This is a genomic window from Acidimicrobiales bacterium, assembly GCA_041394185.1.
Classification (GTDB): domain Bacteria; phylum Actinomycetota; class Acidimicrobiia; order Acidimicrobiales; family Poriferisodalaceae; genus JAAETH01.
Window position 1 is genome coordinate 601,231 of the sequence record JAWKIQ010000002.1, and the last position, 18,298, is coordinate 619,528.

Below are 18,298 nucleotides of genomic sequence, written 5' to 3' on the forward strand. Positions count from 1 at the left end.
CCGTCTTTCAGCGGCGCCAGTGATGCACCTTGCCGCTGCCCGAAAGCAGCATCGTGCCCGGGAAGACTCGCACCCGGTAGGGGTCGAGGCGCAAGGCTCTGAAACCCAGCGAGTCGGGACCGTCCCAACCCGGGATTATCGACGGGTCGTACCCGACGGGTTCTGGACCTTCGGCAAACAGGTTCCACACGGTGGTGCAGGTTTCGAGGTCGTCGTGCCACGTCACGTCACAATCGGCGCTGACGGTGTCGTGGGTCGAGTCCCAGTAGCTCACGGACATGGCAGGCATGATGTCGAGTGCTGCCGATTTGACGGGGGTGGGGCCGGTTGCGATCCAACCGATCAACGAGCCACCGTCCCATTGCCATATCGGATGCAAGATGCGAGTCCGGGGACGACCGTCGGGGTCGACCGTCGCTGCGGTGCACCAGACGATGCGGTGGGCTATCTCGATGAAGGCGGGAGCGGTCTCGTCAAGCGTCGACATCACCCGAGTCCAGCACAATTCGGGGAAGGCCGCACCGCAGTGGTCGGTATCCTCGAAGGTCGTTCCCGAACACCAAGGCAAAGGCGAAGGCGATGAGCAGCATCAGCGTTGTGCTCCCAGACGGCAGCGAACGAGAGTTGCCCGCCGGGACCACCGGCGCCGGTCTGGCCGACTCTCTGGGTGGCAGGGCCGCCCGCGAGGCTCTGGTCGCCGTTGCCAACGGTCAGCAACTGGACCTCAACCGCGAGCTACCCGACGGCGCCAACGTGTCTTTGGTGTTCCCCGACACCGACGAGGGTCTCGAGGTCATCCGACACTCGACCGCCCACGTTTTGGCCCAAGCCGTGCTCGAGCTCTACCCGGGCGCCACGTTCTCGATCGGCCCTCCCATCACCGACGGCTTCTACTACGACTTCGATCTGCCCAACGGTCAGACGTTCAGCGACGACGACCTCGATCGCATCGAACAAAAGATGCGAGAGATCGTCAACCAGAAGCAGCCTTTCATCCGCGCCGAGGTCGACCGAGCGCAGGCAGACGAGCTGTTCGCCAACCACCCGTACAAGCGCGAGATCCTCGACGGTGAGGCCGATGATCCGACATCGGGCCCCGAAGGCAACGTCATCACGACCTACCGCAACACCGACACGTTCGTCGATCTGTGTCGTGGCCCCCATGTTCCACACACCGGGCGCCTCGGCCACTTCAAGCTGATGCGCGTCGCGGGCGCGTACTGGCGCGGCGACGAACACCGCCAGATGCTTCAGCGCATCTACGGCACAGCGTGGGCCTCGAAGAAAGACCTCAAGGATCACCTCACCCGCCTGGAAGAGGCCGCCAAGCGCGACCATCGCAAGCTGGCCAACGAGCTGGACCTGCTCAGCTTTCCGACCAAGCTCGGCGGTGGCCTGGCCGTGTGGCACCCCAAGGGGGCCATCGTCCGCAAGGTGATGGAGGACTACAGCCGCGAACGCCACGAGAAGGGCGGCTACGAGTTCGTCTACACGCCCCATCTGGCCAACGCGAACCTGTTCGAGACCTCAGGGCATCTCGACTTCTACGCCGACGGCATGTACCCGCCCATGGAGATGGACAACGGCACCTATTACCCCAAGCCGATGAACTGCCCCATGCACTGCCTGATCTTCGGACACGGGCAACGCAGCTACAAGGAACTGCCCCTGCGGCTCTTCGAGCTGGGCACTGTGTATCGCTACGAGCGGTCGGGCACATTGCACGGGCTGATGCGCATACGCGGCTTCACCCAGGACGATTCGCACATCTATGTCGCCGAAGAACAGTTGGCCGACGAGATCGCGCGCCTGCTCGACTTCGTGCTCTCGGTGTTGAAGGCGTTCGGGTTCGAGGACTTCGTGTTCAACCTGTCCACGAAGGACCCCGACAAGTACGTCGGCACAGACGAGGTGTGGGAGTACGCAACCCAGTGCCTTCGCGAGGCACTCGACCGTCACGGTCTCGAGTACGCCATCAAGGAGGGCGACGCCGCCTTCTACGGGCCCAAGATCGACATCGACGTCAAGGACGCCATCGGGCGTTCCTGGCAATTGTCGACCATCCAGGCCGACTTCCAGTTGCCCGAGAGGTTCGACCTGGGGTTCATCGGCGCCGACGGCGAACGCCACCGACCGATCATGCTGCACCGTGCCCTGCTGGGATCCATCGAGCGGTTCTTCGGCGTGCTGGTCGAGCACTACGGCGGTGCGTTCCCCACCTGGCTCTCGCCCGTGCAGGTTCGTGTTCTGGGCGTGCGCGCCGATCACGACGACGTCGCTCGCGCGCTGGTGGGCCGGCTGGTCGAGGCCGGCTACCGAGCCGACATGGTCGAGGCCGACGATCCTCTCGGCGCACGCATACGCAAGGGCAAGCTCGAGAAGATTCCCTACGTGTTGGTGATCGGTGACGACGATGTGGCCAACAACACGGTGGGGGTCAACCCAAGGGGGGGCGACGTCGAGCGCGGGGTCAGCGTGGAGGCGTTCATCGAGCGGCTGAACGATGACGTCGCCAACAAGCGCACCGCCCCCGTGGTGGCCGCCGAGTCCTAGACCTCGAGCCAGTGGGTGCCGTCGTCGGCGCGGCGGACGTGGCCGGCTGTTGGTGTGGCGAAATGGGTGCCGATGACCAGAACATCGGCATCCTCGCCGCACAGGCGATCGAGCAGCTCGCGACGGGTCGCCTCGCCCTGCGCCTGGTCGTAGTCGGCCGATGAGCACCAGTCGGGCCGGCTCATCTGAACCGGGTGGTGGAAACAGTCGCCGGTGATCAAGGCCCTGTGGCCATCGGATTCGATCATCACGCTCACGTGACCGGGCGTGTGCCCGACCGTGGGGATCAGCGACACCTCGTCACACAACCGGTGTGTGGTCTCGACGAGCTGGTGCAGGCCTCTGTCGACGACGGGCTGCACAGAGTCGGCCAGAACCGACCCATAGGTCGGGTCGTCGCCGTTGGCCGACCAGTACTGCCATTCGGGCTCTGCCATCAGATAACGGGCGTTGACGAACGTTGGCACCCATTGGCCGTCGACCAGTCGAGTGTTCCAGCCGACGTGGTCGACGTGCAGGTGTGTGCACAACACCGTGTCGATCGACTCGGGTGGGTAACCAGCCGCGGCCAGATCGTCGAGGAACGACGTCTGGAGATGACTCCAGGCGGGAATCTCGCGCTCCTTGTCGTTGCCCAGACAGGTGTCGACGATGATCCGGCGTTGGCCGGTGTCGACGACGAGGGCGTGGATGCTCATGATGAGGTTGCCCTCGGCGTCCATGAAGTGTGGCTGCATCCACGAATAGGGAAGGCATGCGTCGCGCATGGCATCGGGAAGGATGAACCTGGTGCCGCCCGCGACCTCCATCTCGACCACGCGTGTGATCGTCACCGACCCGACCTGCCACTGATTGGTGCTCACGGCTCTTCGACCTCCATATCCCGGCACAGATTCACAGCCCGTCGGGCCCGGGCGCCAATCGAGCGCCTCTAGCGCGGCCAATGCCTTGCAGTGAAGCTGACCCTGGGCCCGACAGCACGAGACGTCTTGGGAACGCAGTGCTGCCAGTCGTGCTGGCACCGGCCACCCATGACCAGCAAGTCGCCATGCCTGACCTCGAATGCCACCGATGGACCACCTGGGTTGGGGCGGAGGCGAAACGTGCGAGTTGCCCCATAGGACAAGATCACCACCAGAGGTTCGTGCGCAACGGCCCCGATCTTGTCACCGTGCCAGGCCACGCTGTCGGTGCCGTTGCGGTAGAGGTTCACCCAGTAGCGGTCGAGAACCAGTCCGTAACGCTGCTCGACGAGGTCGAGGTCGCGGCGCAACGGAGCGGGTTCGTCGCCCACTTCGGCGGCGGCCGACAACCGCGGCTGCCACACGATGTGGTCGAACATCTTCATCTCGTGCTGTTCCCAGACCAGGCTGGTCAGGAGATGGCCCAACACCTCGTCTGGTTCGGACGCGAAACCCGAAGCAAAATCGACCCAGGACGTGGAGTCGAGTTGATGGCGAACGATCGCAGTGCGCTCGTCGATCGACCGTGGGCCCGAACCGAACAAGGTCGACTGCCACGAGAGGCCCGCCGCCTCGTCGATTCCGTCACGCACTGCGAACACAGGTTCGAGTGTGCCATCGAACATGCGTTCGCACAACCGCCTATCTTCGGCGGCACACGAAGACGAACTCGAGACCCGGACGATCGGGCGCGTCTCTCACTTCGACGACGTCGAAGCCCACGTCTACGAGGGATTGTTCGATTTCAGCTCGCGATCGAAAGCACAACTGCGAGTCAGACACGAGCACCTCGCCATCGACCTCGAACCTGTAGTGGTGACGGAAGTGCACGAGCGGCAGGTCGACGGCGACCAGCTCTGTCCAACCCTCGACTGCGCCCTCGCCTTCGAGCTCTAGGCGGCGTGTGGTCAAGGCTGGAATCCACCGCTCCCAAGCACGCCGGCTCGGGTCGCGCGCCTCGAAGACCAGCAAGCCATCGGTGGCCAGCACCCGCCTGATCTGACGAAGGTTGTCGAGCCAGTCTCGTTCTTCGACGAAGACCTGAGCCACGTTCGCTGTCATGGTCACGAGATCCGCCGCCAAGTCAGGCAGGTCGCGCGCGGTGCCATGCAGCCAAGTGACCCGATCGGCACCTGGTTTGGTCCGCGCCACATCCAGCGATGCCAGAGCCGGATCGACAGCTGTGACAGACAGACCACGCCGGGCCAGGCGGGTCGCCAACTCGCCAGTGCCACACCCCACGTCGATGACCGTGCGTGCGCCGCACTCTGCGACGATCGTCTCGTAGAGATCGAGATCGTCGCGATCACCGTCGAACACGTCGTAGATCGCTGCCAGCCGCGGGTTGGCGAAGATCGGATCGGGACCAACCACGGCCCAACCGTAGTGACGACCAATCGGACGCACGGCCTATTTTGGCTGCAAACGCTTTCAACCTGGTTGCGGCGACTGCCGTAGAGTCTCGGCCACGAGAGGAGCTCGAATGTCACGCGTCGAAGAACTACTGGACCAATTGACGGTCGAAGAGATGGTGGCACTGGCAACCGGCACCGGTGTCTGGTTCGGAGGCCAGGTAGAACGGCTGGGGATCCCCGCCATCAAGGTCACCGACGGCCCCAACGGCGCCCGCGGCGGCAGCTTCTCGGGGAGCGCCACGTCCGCGTGCTTCCCCGTCGGGACCGCTCTGGGTGCCACGTGGGATCTCGATCTGGTCGAGAGGGTTGGCAGGGCCATCGGCGACGAAGCCAGGACCAAGAAGGCCCATCTGTTGCTGGCCCCGACCATCAACATCCACCGCACGCCTCTCGCCGGCCGCAACTTCGAGTGCTACTCGGAAGACCCATTCCTGACCGGGCTGATGGCCAGCGCATACGTCAACGGCGTTCAGAGCACCGGTGTGGGCGCGACCATCAAACACTTCGTCGCCAACGACAGCGAGTTCGAACGCCACACCATCGACTCGGTGATCGACGAGCGGACGCTGCGAGAGGTCTACCTCCGCCCATTCGAGATGGCCATCGAGCGGGCCAACCCGGTGTCGGTGATGTCGTCGTACAACAAGGTCAATGGCACTTCGGCCAGCGACAATCACGAGTTGTTGACCACGATCCTCAGGGACGAGTGGGGTTTCGAGGGCTTCGTCATCTCGGACTGGTTCGGTACCCGCTCGACGATCGAGGCAGCCAACGCCGGGCTAGACCTCGAAATGCCGGGGCCACCACGGATGTTCGGCGAAAGGCTCGCCGAGGCCGTGCGCAACGGCGAGGTGAGCGAGACAACCGTGCGCGACAAAGCCCGGCGTGTGCTGTCAGCCATGGAACGCACCGGCGCCTTCGACCAGGAGGACACCACCGAACAATCGATCGACCGACCCGAGCATCGAGAGCTAGCACGCGCCGCGGCCACTTCATCGATGGTGTTGCTCACGAACAACGGCAGCTTCCCCCTCGACAGGTCGACCCTGAAGCGGGTCGCTGTAATCGGGCCCAATGCCGATCAGGCACGCATCCAGGGAGGCGGTAGCTCCGGGGTCAACCCCCACTACGCCATCACTCCACTCGAGGGAATTCGAAAGGCCCTCGGTGAGGGCGTAGAGGTCATCAGCGCCCTCGGTTGCTCGATCGATGCACGCACCCCACATCTCGACACGCGCCTCGTTCGGCCGATCGGCGCCGAGGCAGGACGCTGGACCGCCTCGTTCTACGCAGTCGGTGGCACCGAGCCCGTCGCAGTCCGCCAGACGAGAAACAGCCACTTCATCTGGATGAACGAGATCGCTCCTGGGGTCGTACCCACGAGCATGGAGGTCAGGATCGAGGGCGAGTTCCAGGCCGACGAAACATCGACGTGGACGTTCAGCCTCGCGAGCGCAGGACGAAGCCGGCTGTACATCGACGACGAACTGCTCGTCGACGCTTGGACCGGTTGGGCGACCGGCCCCGAGTTCTTCGGTCAAGGATGCAGCGAGGTGACCGGCGAGATCGACCTCGTCGAGGGCGAACCCCACCAGATCCGCGTCGAATTCTCCAACAATGCAGACACCGACCACCTGGCCGGGCTGACCATCGGGGCTCGACCCGAACGTCCGCACGACCTGATCGATCGGGCCGCAGAGCTGGCAGCCGGCTGCGACGCAGCGGTGCTGGTCGTCGGCCAGAACGCAGACTGGGAGACAGAGGGCCGCGACCGCGACATGTTCGAGTTGCCGGGCGAACAAGACGAACTGATCCGTCGCGTATCGGCGGCGAACCCGAACACGATCGTGTTCGTCAACGCCGGATCGCCCGTCGACATGGCGTGGTCGGACGCTCCCGCGGCCACCATCTACATGTGGTATCCGGGCCAGGAAGACGGCAACGCCGTGGCCGACGTGCTGCTTGGGACCACACCTCCTGGCGGACGCCTGCCGACCACCTTCCCCAAGCGGATGAAGGACACGCCGTCGTTCGGCAACTACCCGGGTGAGTTCGGAAAGGTGCACTACGGCGAGGGCCAACTGGTCGGCCACCGCTGGTACGACACCCGCGACATCGAACCGGCGTTCTGCTTCGGCCATGGCCTGACCACCACCGACATCCAGTGGGGTCAGCCCGAGGTGCAGGCCGGCGCCGATTCGATCGAGGTTGCCGTCGAGTTGACCAACTCGGGCGACCGCGCCGGCGTCGAGGTCGTCCAGATCTACGCCCACCGCCCCGACACTGCGGTGATGCGCCCAGAACAGATCCTCGCCGGGTTCACCAAGGTCGCCCTCGAACCGGGCGAATCGACCACGGCGCGAACCACCGTTTCTCACGCCGACCTTCGCCACTGGGACCCCAGCAAACGATCGTGGGCGCTCGAAGCGGGCCCGGTCGAGCTGCGCATCGGACGCAGCAGCCGCGACGTCGTGGCAACAATCGAGCTCGAGCTCTGACGTCACCTGGGTGCCAGACTGGACGGCATGGGGGAACAGAACTTCATCACCGTCGCCAACGGCGATATCGAGCTCAACGTGGCCACGCAAGGTTCGGGCCCGCTGATCGTGTTCGTTCACGGCTGGCCCGAGCTCTGGTACTCGTGGCGCCACCAGATGGACCATTTCGCTCGGCGCGGCTACACCACCGCCGCGCTCGACGTACGTGGTTACGGCGGCTCGTCGGCGCCACATGACGTCGGCGAGTACACCCTGTCGAAGATCACTTCGGACGTCGCCGCTGTCATCGATGCCCTCAGCGACGAACCGGCCATAGTCGTCGGTCATGACTGGGGCGCACCCATCGCCTGGAACACCGCGAGGTTTCACGCCGACCGGGTGCGCGCAGTTGCCGGCCTGTCGGTGCCCTACCGGCCGATCACCCCGGACAATCCGTTCGATCTGTGGAAGGCACTGTTCACCGACCAGGGCAAGTTCTTCTACCAGGTCTACTTCCTGGATGAGGACGCTTCCGAGGCGGAGCTGGGTGCGGACAACATGGTGAGCCTTCGCAAGATCTATTACTCGGCCAGCGGCGACGCCCACGGCGCCGAGTTCACCAAGGACAAGCCCGCTGACGCAAAGATGCTCGATGGGCTCACCGACCCAGATCCGTTCCCGGCGTGGGCCAGCCCCGACGACCTCGAGGTCTACGCCGACGCATTCGAGCGAAGCGGCTGGCGCGGTCCGCTGAACAGATACCGCGCCCAGCCCCTCGACGCGGCCGAGCTGGGCACGGCTCCCAATCCGAACATCGTCCAACCGGCGGCCTTCATCGGTGGCGAATACGACGTCGTTCGCAACTTCGTCGAGGGGTACGACCCGTTCGAGACCGCTGGAGCATTCTGCGACGACTTCCGAGGCACGACCATCGTCCCCAGGGCAGGCCACTGGGTTCAACAAGAAGCCCCCGCGGCCACCAACGACGCCCTCGCCCAGTTCTTCGGGGGCATCTGAGGCCCCGACCGCGTCTCGTCGGTCGAACGCTGAGCGTGGTCTGCGGAAGCGCCGTGACGCCCAACGATCGCTCGGCGATCGTACGGATGCGCTGACCGGCCGGGCTTCACATCAACCAGTCCAAGGGTCGCCTTGGTGTGGCACAACGGTCAAATATCAGGGTTTGTTTGACTTTATTTAGGGTTGTGACTACTTTGCGTGACCGTGACATCACACGGGGGACACACCTCCGGCGCTGTCGGTAATCGACACGCCGGGCGCGGCATCTTTGCGATCGCATCGCTGGCGACTCTCGCTGCGTTCGCGGGCTTGGTGCTGGTGGCGCTGATGCTCTTCGGTGGTGGTCCGGCCATCGGGCTGCAGACCGAGGCGAGCGCCGGCGAGCTCTCGGTGTGGGTCGATCGGTACGAGTGGCTCGAACACGACCACGACGCCCACGACCACGGTGACGACGAAGACGAAGAGAGCGAACCCGATCCGACCTCACAGGCTCTCGACGAGATCCGCGCCAACGCCGGATTCGCGATGCCTTCGAGAATGATGCCGGGCACACCCGACGAAGGCTTTCAGAGACTCCAGGTCAACCTGAACGTTCTGAGCCAGGGCGCCGCCCAACCGATAAGCCCCGACGATTTCCGCCTCGAGTCGACCGAGGGCAAGACCTGGCCCTCACTGCTCGGGGGCACCTTCGTTCCGACGAGCCTCGACACCGGACAGGCCTTGTCGACGGTGGTGGCGTTCGACGTCCCCTACGACGACGCAGCGCTGGACATGTTCCTCATCTGGACCAACGGAGTCGAAGAGCTCCGCTTTTCGCTCAATGGGAGCACCCATGCACACTGAGCCACACTCCAAGACCAAGTCGCTCGATCGGCCTAGGCCCGTTGGTCAAGAATCCAAACTGATCACCGCCGCGATCACGCTGGTGTTGGCCGCCAGCGTGGTCGGCTGGCAGCACTTGCTGCACGCCACCCTGCTGGTGCGTTCCGACGACGCATGGTCTGCCCACCTCCCTCACCTGATGCGAGACATCGCCCTTGCCATACCGCTCGCCACCGTGGCGGTCGTGAGCGGTCGCAACATCTCCTCCCTCGTCGATCGCTCGGGCCGCCCCTGGCCAAGGGCAGCCCTCACGAGCTTGATCTTCTCGATGACCATGCTCATCGGGGTGCCCATTCACGGCAAGATCGATGCGGCGTTCGGCGGCCATGTCGAAACGGGACCGTGGCTTTCGCACGCCATTCGTGATGCTCTCGTCGGGCAACTCGTCGCTTTCCCACTGCTGGTGCTCGCGATCTATGCGTGCACGAATCCGGCCGAGGTGTTGACGCGACGCATGGTCGTCCGCGCCGCTGCCGTTACAACAGCGGTGTGCGCCCTGGCGGTAGCCGGCGCCGGCGGAATCGTCGTCGTCGCCTCCGGAACGATCCTGGTGATGCTGGTCTCGGTCGAACGCCCAACCGCAACGCGCATTGCGCTTGCAGGCGCACTGATGGCCGGGTCCCTTGCACTGCCTGGACCCATCGGGCTCAGCGACCCCTCGCCCGCGGCTGCCGCTGTCGACGCGGACGGCTGCGAGGTCGGTGCCAATGTGCGCACCTACGACGTCGCTGCCATCAACGTGGACATGGTGCTCAACCGCTTCGGCGACCACGACCCGACGGCGATGATGTACGTGCTCGAGAACCGCATCGCGGACGTTCGCGCTCAGGAGGCGTCCGGCGAGGTGACACCGGGCCTCCGCAAGGATCCGATCCAGGCCCTGGTCATCAGGGCCAACGTAGGCGAGTGTCTCGAGATCAACTTCCGCAATGACCTGGCGATCGACGCGTCGATGAACGTCATCGGTCTTCCCTACACCGCCGCCAACGGTGCCGGCTTCGTGGGCCTCAACCCCGACACCCTGGCGGCTCCTGGCGCCACGCTGACCTATCGATTCTCGATTCCGTCCGATCCGGCTGTGGAAGGTGCTTACACCTTCCACAGCATGAACGACCCCCGCCAAACGATGGCGCATGGCCTCTTCGGAACCCTCGTGATCGAGCCCGCGGGCTCGATCTACCTGGACCCGGAAGACTCCTCAGTCCAGATCGAGAGCGGGTGGGAAGCGATCATCGTCGATCCCCGCGGTGTCGACTTCCGCGAGTTCGTCATCAACATGCACGAGGTCGGCGACGAGATCTTCGAAGTCCTCGACGCCAACGACAACCCGCTGCCGCTGGTCGACGACATCACCGGTTCGTATCGGCCGGCCTCGCGAGCCCTGAACTACCGGAGCGAGCCGTTCCGCAACCGCCTTGGGCTTGGCGCCGACAAGTCCCTGGCCTACTCGTCGTACACGTTCGGCGACCCCGCCACGCCGATTCCGCGGTCGTACCTCGGCGAACCGACGAAGACCCGACTCACGCACCCCGGCAGTGAGATGTTCCACGTCTATCACCTGCACGGTGGCGGCGATCGCTGGCCGCGCAACCCTGGGGCCTCGACCTCGAACTTCGCGTCGGGCCTCGACAAACAACAGCCGGCTGACGTGCAGTCGACGCACCTCGACAGCCAGGCCGTCGGACCGGGCGAGACGTTCAACCTCGAGCACGCATGTGGTGCGGGCGGCTGCCAGCAGGCCGCAGGCGACTTCTTGTTCCACTGCCACATCGGCCCCCACTACGTATCGGGCATGTGGTCGTTCTGGCGGGTCTTCGACACCCAACAAGCCGACCTCGCGGTAATGCCGCCAGATGCTGGATACCTGCCGCCGCCGGTGGCAGCCGCAGGCAACTCGATAGACCTCATCGGGACGGTCATCGACGGCCAGACGCTGGTTCCGGCAATCGACGCCGACCTGCCCTCCGAACTCGCCATCGAGGACTACGTCGCCTCGCTGCTGCCACCCCAGGGTGTGCGCATCGACGACCAGGACGCCACGGTGTGGGACTGGACCATCGAATACGTCGGCGGAGACCCACGCCAACCCCTGGTACTGGGCGAACCCGACGACACCACGGTTTGGCCGAACTACGAGTCTCCGACTCCGGGCGTGAGGCCTGAGGTCCAGTTCAACCTGAGCAACGGACGTTATGCGTGGCCCCTGTTCAGGCCCCATCTGAACCAGCGACCGCCGTTCTCGCCCAACGGGCATTCGGGCACCCCGTGGCTGGGTTCCGACGTCACCGGAACGCGACCCGATGGTCTTTGTCCGACCGACACCCAGGTGCCCGGGCGGCGAATACTCGACTATCCGGTCACCGCCATCGACGTGCCCATCCCGATCACCGACGCAGTCACCGACCCCCTCGGGATGCTCTATGCCCTGAGTGAGGACGTCGACGAGATCAGGGCGGGTACCCAGACGGCCGAGCCGTTGGTGCTGCGGTCCAACGTCGGCGACTGCATAGACGTGATCCTCACCAGCGAGCAGGAGGACGTAAACCACGGTGACTTCGCCAAGGTCAACATGCACACCCACTTCGTGCAGTTCGACCCACAGGCATCCGACGGCGTCATCACCGGCATGTCCTACGAGCAGTCTGTGAGGCCCTACGAGTCCGAGAACCGCACGCTCACAGCCGCGGCGGGCGTAGGCGACACCGTCATAGCCGTCACCAACACAGACCGATTGCGGGTCGGCATCTCGATCGGCGTGGGTTTGGGTGAAGGCATGTGCGACCCGGCCACGGGAGCACCGGTGGCCGATCCTGACAACGCCGACCGGGCGTGCACCGAGATACGCAACATCGTCGCCCTGACACCGACGTCCATAACGCTCGATGCTCCGCTGCAGAACGACCACGCCCTCGGCGAGGCCGTGGGAGTCGAGTTCGTGCAGTACCGCTGGTACTCCGACACCGAGGCCGGCACCGTGTTCTTCCACGACCACGTCGACTTCAACAACTGGTTCCACGGCCTGTTCGCAGCCCACATCATCGAGCCCGCGGGCTCTACCTGGCACGACCCCCAGACAGGGGCCGAAGTCCGCACCGGAACGGTCGCCGACATCCACGCTCCGGCCAGCGCCAGCGTCGGGGTGGGCCAGTCGGGCAGCTTCCGTGAGTTCATGGTGTTCCTGCACAACGGAGCCAACGTCGTCGACGGACTCAACGAGTTCGCCTTCGCCACCATCAACATGCGATCGGCTCCATTGCCCGACCGTGACCCCGATTTCCCGTTCTCGTCGGTGACCAACGACGACCCGGCCACACCGGTGTTCCGCGCCTACGTCGGCGACGACGTAGTGGTCCGCAACCTCGGCGTCGTCGAGCGGGTTGGAGCGCTACGGGTGACCGGCCACCGCTATCTCGAGGACCGCTGGGATCCGAACAGTGCCGTCGAAGAAACATCTTCGGTCGGGATCTCGGCCAGGGAAGATCTGGTGCTGATCGATGGCGCCGGTGGGTCCGCAGGCCTTCCCGGCGACTACCTCTACTACAGCACCAAAGCCCAGGACACCGACATGGGCGCTTGGGGCATCATTCGGGTGCACGACCGAGAAGAGCCCGACCTGATGCCGCTTCCCGACGTGGCCGCGCCACCGTCCGGGAACGGCTTCCCCGACCAGACCTTCACCGGACTGGCCCCAGACGTAGCCAACAACCCCGGCGATGTGTGCCCTGGCGACGCGCCGATACGTACCTACGACATCACGGCGTTCACCCCGCCTCTCGCCGCCGGCGAAGTCGCGACCACGGCCTTCGCGCTGACAAGCGACGTCATCGACATCCTCAATGGTGTCAAGCCGCTCGAGCCGCTTGTGCTGCGGGTCGAGGAGGGCGAGTGTCTCGAGATCACGGTGAACAACAACGCCAACCACCGCGTGGTGTTCAACGTCGGCGAGCTGACGTCGGACGTACAGCAATCGTCTGGCATGGCGGTCGGATTCAACGAGGACTCGTCCATTCCGATCTTCGGGTCTCAGGACTTCCAGTACTACGCCGATTCGGCCGATGTCGGTATGGCGATGATCTACGACCTGAGCAACATCGAGCTGGTGCTGCTGGCAGGCGGATTCGGAGCCATCATCGTCGAACCCGCCGGCTCGACCTGGCTAGATACGTCGACCGCCACCCCAATCGAGACCGGGCTCGAAGCCATCATCGTGAGGGCCGACGGAAGTTCGTTCCGCGAGTTCGTCGCCTTGTTCCAGGATGCCGACGACAAGATCGGCTCCAGTTCCATGCCGTACCCGGAGTTCGTTCGTCAGCCCGCTGCCATCAACTACGCCACGGACCCGCTTCGAGATGGTGGCCGAATGGACCTGGCAGCTACCGAACTGGCGTTCAGCACCGCAGAACACGGCGATCCGGCCAACCTGTTCGAGGCCTACGTCGGCGATGAGGTCGTGTTCAGGCTCGGGATGGCAGCCGGCATGCAGGCACACGTGTTCGGGGTGGGCGGCCATCTGTTCCCATGGGACAACGACATCACCGGATCCGACCTGCTGGCGGCCAAGGGCCTGCTGCCTGGAGAGACCTTCGACCTGGTGCTGCACAACGGGGCGGGTGGCGGTGTCGAGTCCGGCGCCGACTATCTGTTCGGCGACTACCGCATGCCATTCCTAGAGGGAGGCATGTGGGGAATTTTGCGCACCCACGACACCGTGCAGGCCGGCCTGGCCGAACTGCCGAAGCCCGCTCTGGGGCAGCTGCGGCTGACGACCACCCCGGCCCTGCCCACCCAGATCGTCATCGACGGAGAGCCCAGACAACGCTGGGGCCTCGACTGGATGGGCATCGAGCCGGGTGAACACGAGGTGTGCTACACCGACATCATCGGCTGGATCACGCCCGCTTGCGACACCGTGACGGTCACCTCCGGACAGATCACGACCCACGACGTCAACTTCCAGCAGGCTGGCAACCTGAGGGTCATCACCAACCCACCGGTGCCGTCGACGATCTCGATCAACGGGGTCGCCGTCGACGACTGGGGCTACTGGTCAGACGTCGCACCCGGCGACTACGAGGTGTGCTTCGGCAATGTCGCAGGCATGGACGCCCCGGCATGCGAAACCCGAACCGTGAACGCCGGTGACGCCGAGGTGGTGACGGGCGACTTCAGCGCCAATCCGGCTGCCCCTGGGCCTGGCCCGCACGGGCTGTTGCGAGTCACCTCCAACCCACCGGTCCCGACCCAGATCTACATCGACGGCGAGCCGGTCAACCAGTGGGGTATCAGCTGGATGAAGGCCGAACCGGGTTGGCACGAGGTGTGCTTCGGTGATGTCATCGACTTCGACACGCCCAACTGTCAGACCGTGCTGGTCGAGGTGGGTCAGACGACATTCGTCGAGGGGATGTTCCAACACCGCGGCTGGCTGCGGGTCGTGACCGATCTGCCGCATGACTCGGTGATCTATGCCAACGGAGTGCCTCGAAACAACTGGGGAATGTGGGTAGACCTTCCCCTCGGCACCTACGAGGTCTGCTTCGGTGAATCCGACGGGTTCACGCCTCCGTGCGAGACGGTGGCCGTGGCCGACGGTGTCACCACGCTGGTGACGGGCACCTGGCCCTAGACCCCTAATCGCCCTCGGCTGGGGCCTCGGCAGCTTTGCGCTTCGCGTACCTGCTGAGGCCCCACAAGATTGCGATGGCGATGACCAGTGGAGCCCCGTACAGCAGCACCTCGTCCCAGCCCCCCTGGTGGGACAACAAAACGGCGAGCGAAGGCATACAACACTTGGTCGGCTGCTACCAGGGTTCGATAAGCGGGCTGATGTCAGGTCTTGTTGTCAGCCATCACCGCGCGGGCAAGCTCCGAGATCAGCGCCGCTATCAATCCGATTCCGACCAGAACGTAGAACACGGTGAACAGACGACCGCCCTGTGTCTGAGGTGAAACGTCGCCGTAGCCGACAGTGGTCAAGGTCATGACGGTCAGATAAAGCGAGTCGACCCAAGTCAGATCCTCCACCCGCTGGTAGAACACCGTTCCGCCCACGACGGTCAACAACGCAGTTCCGGCGAGACCTCGAGCCGCCGGGTCGGCCACGAGCGCTCGAAGCGCCCTGATGAACACGGGAGCAGCAATCACGGGACCTCCTGAGGTGAATGTCTCGGGCAGGAGCGTAGAACGCTGAGAAATGGGCGTCAGCGCCGTGTCGCAGCCTCGCTAGCCTTGCCTGTCATGACCTATGACCATCGGGCGATCGAGACCAGCTGGCAACAGCGCTGGGAAGCCGACGGCCTCTACGCGAGCACCGTCGACTGGGACAAGCCGAAGCACTACGCGCTCACGATGCTTCCCTACCCCTCGGGCGACCTGCACATGGGTCACTGGTATGCGATGACACCGTCCGACGCCCGGGCGCGCTACATGCGCATGAAGGGCTACAACGTGTTGTTCCCCATGGGGTTCGACGCCTTTGGCCTGCCCGCCGAGAACGCGGCGGTCACCCGCGGAATTCACCCGGCCAACTGGACATGGCCGAACATCGAGCGCATGCGCGTCCAGATGAAGTCGATGGGCGCGATGTTCGACTGGAACCGTGAAGCCATCTCGTGCGATCCGGCCTACTACAAGTGGACCCAGTGGCTGTTCGCCCAGATGTTCGAAAACGGAATCGCCTACCGCGGCAAGGCCATGGTCAACTGGTCGCCGACCCTCCAGACGGTGCTGGCAAACGAGCAGGTCATAGACGGGGTCGACGAGCGCACCGGCCAGCCCGTCATTCAGCAGTTGATGGAGCAGTGGTTCTTCCGCATCACCGACTACGCCGACGAACTGCTCGACTTCCACTCGATCGACTGGCCTGACAACATCGTCGCCCAGCAGACCAACTGGATCGGCCGCTCCGAGGGGGCCAAGGTCGATTTCGACACCCCCGCGGGTCCGCTGACGGTGTTCACCACACGCCCAGACACCCTGTGGGGCGCCACGTTCATGGTCCTGGCACCAGAGCACGACCTGGTCGATGCGCTGACCACGCCCGAGCAACAACAAGCCGTGCAGACCTACGTCGAGGCAGCCAGCCGCCGAAGCGAGCTCGAGCGCCTCGAAGGCGCCGACGTGAAGACCGGGGTATTCACCGGCGGCTATGCGACCAACCCCGTCAACGGCGCACAGGTTCCGGTTTGGGTAGCCGACTATGTGCTGGTCTCATACGGCACTGGTGCGATCATGGCCGTTCCAGCGCACGATCAGCGAGATTTCGAGTTCGCCCGCACGTTTGGGCTCGACGTGGTTCCGGTGATTCAACCGGCCGGCCAGGAGCCACTCGACGGTGCGACGATGGCCGAGGCGTTCGTGGGCCCCGGCACGATGGTCAACAGCGGTCCACTCGATGGGGTCGAGGTCACCGAGGCCAAAGGCCGCTCCAACCCGTCGATATCGGCAGCCATCGATTGGCTCGTCGAACACGATGCCGGAGATGAGCACGTCAACTACCGCATACGCGACTGGCTCATCGGCCGGCAGCGGTACTGGGGCTCTCCAACACCTGTGCTGCACCGTGACGATGGCGGCATCGAGACCGTGCCCCTCGAGCGGTTGCCGGTGGTGCTTCCAGAAGACGTCGCCTTCGACGGAGGGCGGAGCCCACTGCACGACCATCCCGATTACACCGACGCGGTCGCCTCCGACGGCACACACGCCCGCCGCGAGACCGACACCCTCGATACCTTCATGTGCTCGTCGTGGTACTGGTTCCGCTACCTGTCACCGCATCTGGACACCGCGGCCTTCGATCCCGAGGAGGCCGCATACTGGCTGCCGGTCGACACCTACACCGGCGGCGCCGAGCACGCGGTCATGCACCTGTTGTACGCACGCTTCTTCGTCAAGGCCATGCGCGACATCGGGGTCTTCGACGAAACCATCGAAACCATGCGCGCCCATGGCCGCGACCCCGAGGGCTTGTTCGACGAGCCGTTCATGATGCTTCGCAACCAGGGCCAGATCCTTGGCGAAGAGCGCACAGGCGACAGGCTGGTCGTCGAGGGCACCCGCGACGGCAATCGCATCGTGGCCACATCGGTCGTGGTCGACCCGGAGGCCGCCGATGGCTCGGGCATGCTGGTTGGCGAGTTGATGCGCCGCACAGAGAACGTGCTGCAGGTGGCTGGGCCCGATGGCCTGGTGACCGTCGAGGTTCCCGCGGCCGCAACCGTCGAGATCGCGTCGATTCCTGGCACCAACGACGTCAACCAGCTCAAGCATCACCTCGAGATTCAGCGAATGTCGAAGTCGAAGGGCAATGTCGTAAACCCCGACGAGCTGGTGGTCGAGTATGGCGCCGACACGGTTCGCACGTACCTGATGTTCGCCTTCGAGTGGCAAAAGGGCGGGCCCTGGGACAGCCACAACATCATCGGCAGCCGGCGCTTCATCGAGGACGTATGGAAGATCGGCACCCACGAGTATGTGCCTGGCGATGTCACCGAAGAAGCCACGGCGACCTTGCGCCGAAAGGTCCATCAGACCATCCAGCGCGTCGATTCGGACCTCGAGGCGTTCAAGTGGAACACAGCGGTGGCGGCCTTGATGACGCTGCGCAACGACCTGACGGAGGCGCGGCGCGCCGGCGCGGTCACCGAGCAGGCCTGGAACGAGGGCGTCGAGACGCTTCTGAAGCTTCTTGCGCCCATCGCACCCCACATCACCGAAGAGCTGTGGGCAGGTCGCGGCCACGTTGGGTCCATTCACCTGGAACCCTTCCCCGAAGCCGACGCCGACATCGCTCGTGAAGACACGGTGACGATGGTGATTCAGGTGAACGGCAAGGTCCGTGATCGTCTGGACGTGGCGGCCGACATCGATGCGAGCGCGGCCGAGGCCGCGGCCATGGCGTCGTCGCGTATCCAGGAACTGACCGCCGACATGACAGTTCGCAAGGTCATCGTCAGACCACCGAACCTGGTGAACATCGTCGCCAACTGATGGC

General features: G+C 64.6%; 12 protein-coding genes. 6 read left to right on the top strand and 6 right to left on the bottom strand.

The features are described 5' to 3' along the window. Positions 1-7 precede the first annotated feature (7 nt). A complete protein-coding gene (locus tag R2770_10285; GenBank protein ID MEZ5280852.1) occupies positions 8-487 on the bottom strand; it encodes a pyridoxamine 5'-phosphate oxidase family protein in 480 nt (159 codons plus the stop codon). 92 nt (positions 488-579) lie between these two features. On the opposite strand from R2770_10285, the gene thrS reads away from it, so the two are divergent. Beyond that, positions 580-2,553, top strand: a complete 1,974-nt coding sequence (gene thrS / locus R2770_10290) for a threonine--tRNA ligase (GenBank protein MEZ5280853.1) — start codon at positions 580-582, stop codon at positions 2,551-2,553. Here the strand turns inward: thrS and R2770_10295 are convergent. From R2770_10295 to R2770_10305, 3 genes are all read right to left on the bottom strand, one after another. Next, positions 2,550-3,416 (bottom strand): MBL fold metallo-hydrolase, encoded by an 867-nt coding sequence (locus R2770_10295; protein MEZ5280854.1) that lies wholly within the window; start codon positions 3,414-3,416, stop codon positions 2,550-2,552. The two genes, thrS and R2770_10295, sit on opposite strands and share 4 nt — an antisense overlap. 68 nt (positions 3,417-3,484) lie before the next feature. Continuing rightward, positions 3,485-4,141 (bottom strand): alpha-ketoglutarate-dependent dioxygenase AlkB, encoded by a 657-nt coding sequence (locus tag R2770_10300; GenBank protein MEZ5280855.1) that lies wholly within the window; start codon positions 4,139-4,141, stop codon positions 3,485-3,487. Between the two features lie 16 nt (positions 4,142-4,157). Further along, complete coding sequence (locus R2770_10305) at positions 4,158-4,889, bottom strand: class I SAM-dependent methyltransferase (GenBank protein ID MEZ5280856.1); 732 nt, start codon at positions 4,887-4,889, stop codon at positions 4,158-4,160. 109 nt (positions 4,890-4,998) lie between these two features. On the opposite strand from R2770_10305, the gene R2770_10310 reads away from it, so the two are divergent. The 4 genes from R2770_10310 to R2770_10325 all read left to right on the top strand — a co-directional run bounded on the left by R2770_10310 (position 4,999) and on the right by R2770_10325 (position 14,932). Then, positions 4,999-7,428, top strand: a complete 2,430-nt coding sequence (locus tag R2770_10310) for a glycoside hydrolase family 3 C-terminal domain-containing protein (GenBank protein MEZ5280857.1) — start codon at positions 4,999-5,001, stop codon at positions 7,426-7,428. A 27-nt stretch (positions 7,429-7,455) separates the two neighbouring features. Continuing rightward, on the top strand, positions 7,456-8,424 hold the full coding sequence (locus R2770_10315; GenBank protein ID MEZ5280858.1) for an alpha/beta hydrolase: 969 nt from the start codon (positions 7,456-7,458) through the stop codon (positions 8,422-8,424). Positions 8,425-8,628: 204 nt separating this feature from the next. Beyond that, positions 8,629-9,267 carry a hypothetical protein gene (locus tag R2770_10320; GenBank protein ID MEZ5280859.1) on the top strand — a complete coding sequence of 213 codons (639 nt, stop codon included), beginning with the start codon at positions 8,629-8,631 and terminating at the stop codon, positions 9,265-9,267. After that, positions 9,257-14,932, top strand: a complete 5,676-nt coding sequence (locus R2770_10325; GenBank protein MEZ5280860.1) for a multicopper oxidase domain-containing protein — start codon at positions 9,257-9,259, stop codon at positions 14,930-14,932. Before R2770_10320 ends, R2770_10325 begins: the two co-directional genes overlap by 11 nt. 4 nt (positions 14,933-14,936) lie before the next feature. Here R2770_10325 and R2770_10330 read toward each other — a convergent pair whose 3' ends face one another. Further along, a complete protein-coding gene (locus R2770_10330) occupies positions 14,937-15,089 on the bottom strand; it encodes a hypothetical protein (GenBank protein ID MEZ5280861.1) in 153 nt (50 codons plus the stop codon). Between the two features lie 46 nt (positions 15,090-15,135). After that, positions 15,136-15,450 (bottom strand): potassium channel family protein, encoded by a 315-nt coding sequence (locus R2770_10335; GenBank protein MEZ5280862.1) that lies wholly within the window; start codon positions 15,448-15,450, stop codon positions 15,136-15,138. A 93-nt stretch (positions 15,451-15,543) separates the two neighbouring features. Here R2770_10335 and leuS point away from each other — a divergent pair, with 93 nt between their 5' ends. Continuing rightward, on the top strand, positions 15,544-18,294 hold the full coding sequence (gene leuS / locus R2770_10340) for a leucine--tRNA ligase (GenBank protein MEZ5280863.1): 2,751 nt from the start codon (positions 15,544-15,546) through the stop codon (positions 18,292-18,294). Positions 18,295-18,298 lie beyond the last annotated feature (4 nt).

Excerpts from the sequence above, each read along its gene's own strand:
- R2770_10300 (MEZ5280855.1), bottom strand. The coding sequence starts at position 4,141 with ATGTTCGATGGCACACTCGAACCTGTGTTCGCAGTGCGTGACGGAATC.
- R2770_10285 (MEZ5280852.1), bottom strand. The coding sequence starts at position 487 with ATGTCGACGCTTGACGAGACCGCTCCCGCCTTCATCGAGATAGCCCAC.
- thrS (MEZ5280853.1), top strand. The coding sequence starts at position 580 with ATGAGCAGCATCAGCGTTGTGCTCCCAGACGGCAGCGAACGAGAGTTG.
- R2770_10315 (MEZ5280858.1), top strand. The coding sequence starts at position 7,456 with ATGGGGGAACAGAACTTCATCACCGTCGCCAACGGCGATATCGAGCTC.
- R2770_10330 (MEZ5280861.1), bottom strand. The coding sequence starts at position 15,089 with ATGCCTTCGCTCGCCGTTTTGTTGTCCCACCAGGGGGGCTGGGACGAG.
- R2770_10325 (MEZ5280860.1), top strand. The coding sequence starts at position 9,257 with ATGCACACTGAGCCACACTCCAAGACCAAGTCGCTCGATCGGCCTAGG.
- R2770_10310 (MEZ5280857.1), top strand. The coding sequence starts at position 4,999 with ATGTCACGCGTCGAAGAACTACTGGACCAATTGACGGTCGAAGAGATG.
- leuS (MEZ5280863.1), top strand. The coding sequence starts at position 15,544 with ATGACCTATGACCATCGGGCGATCGAGACCAGCTGGCAACAGCGCTGG.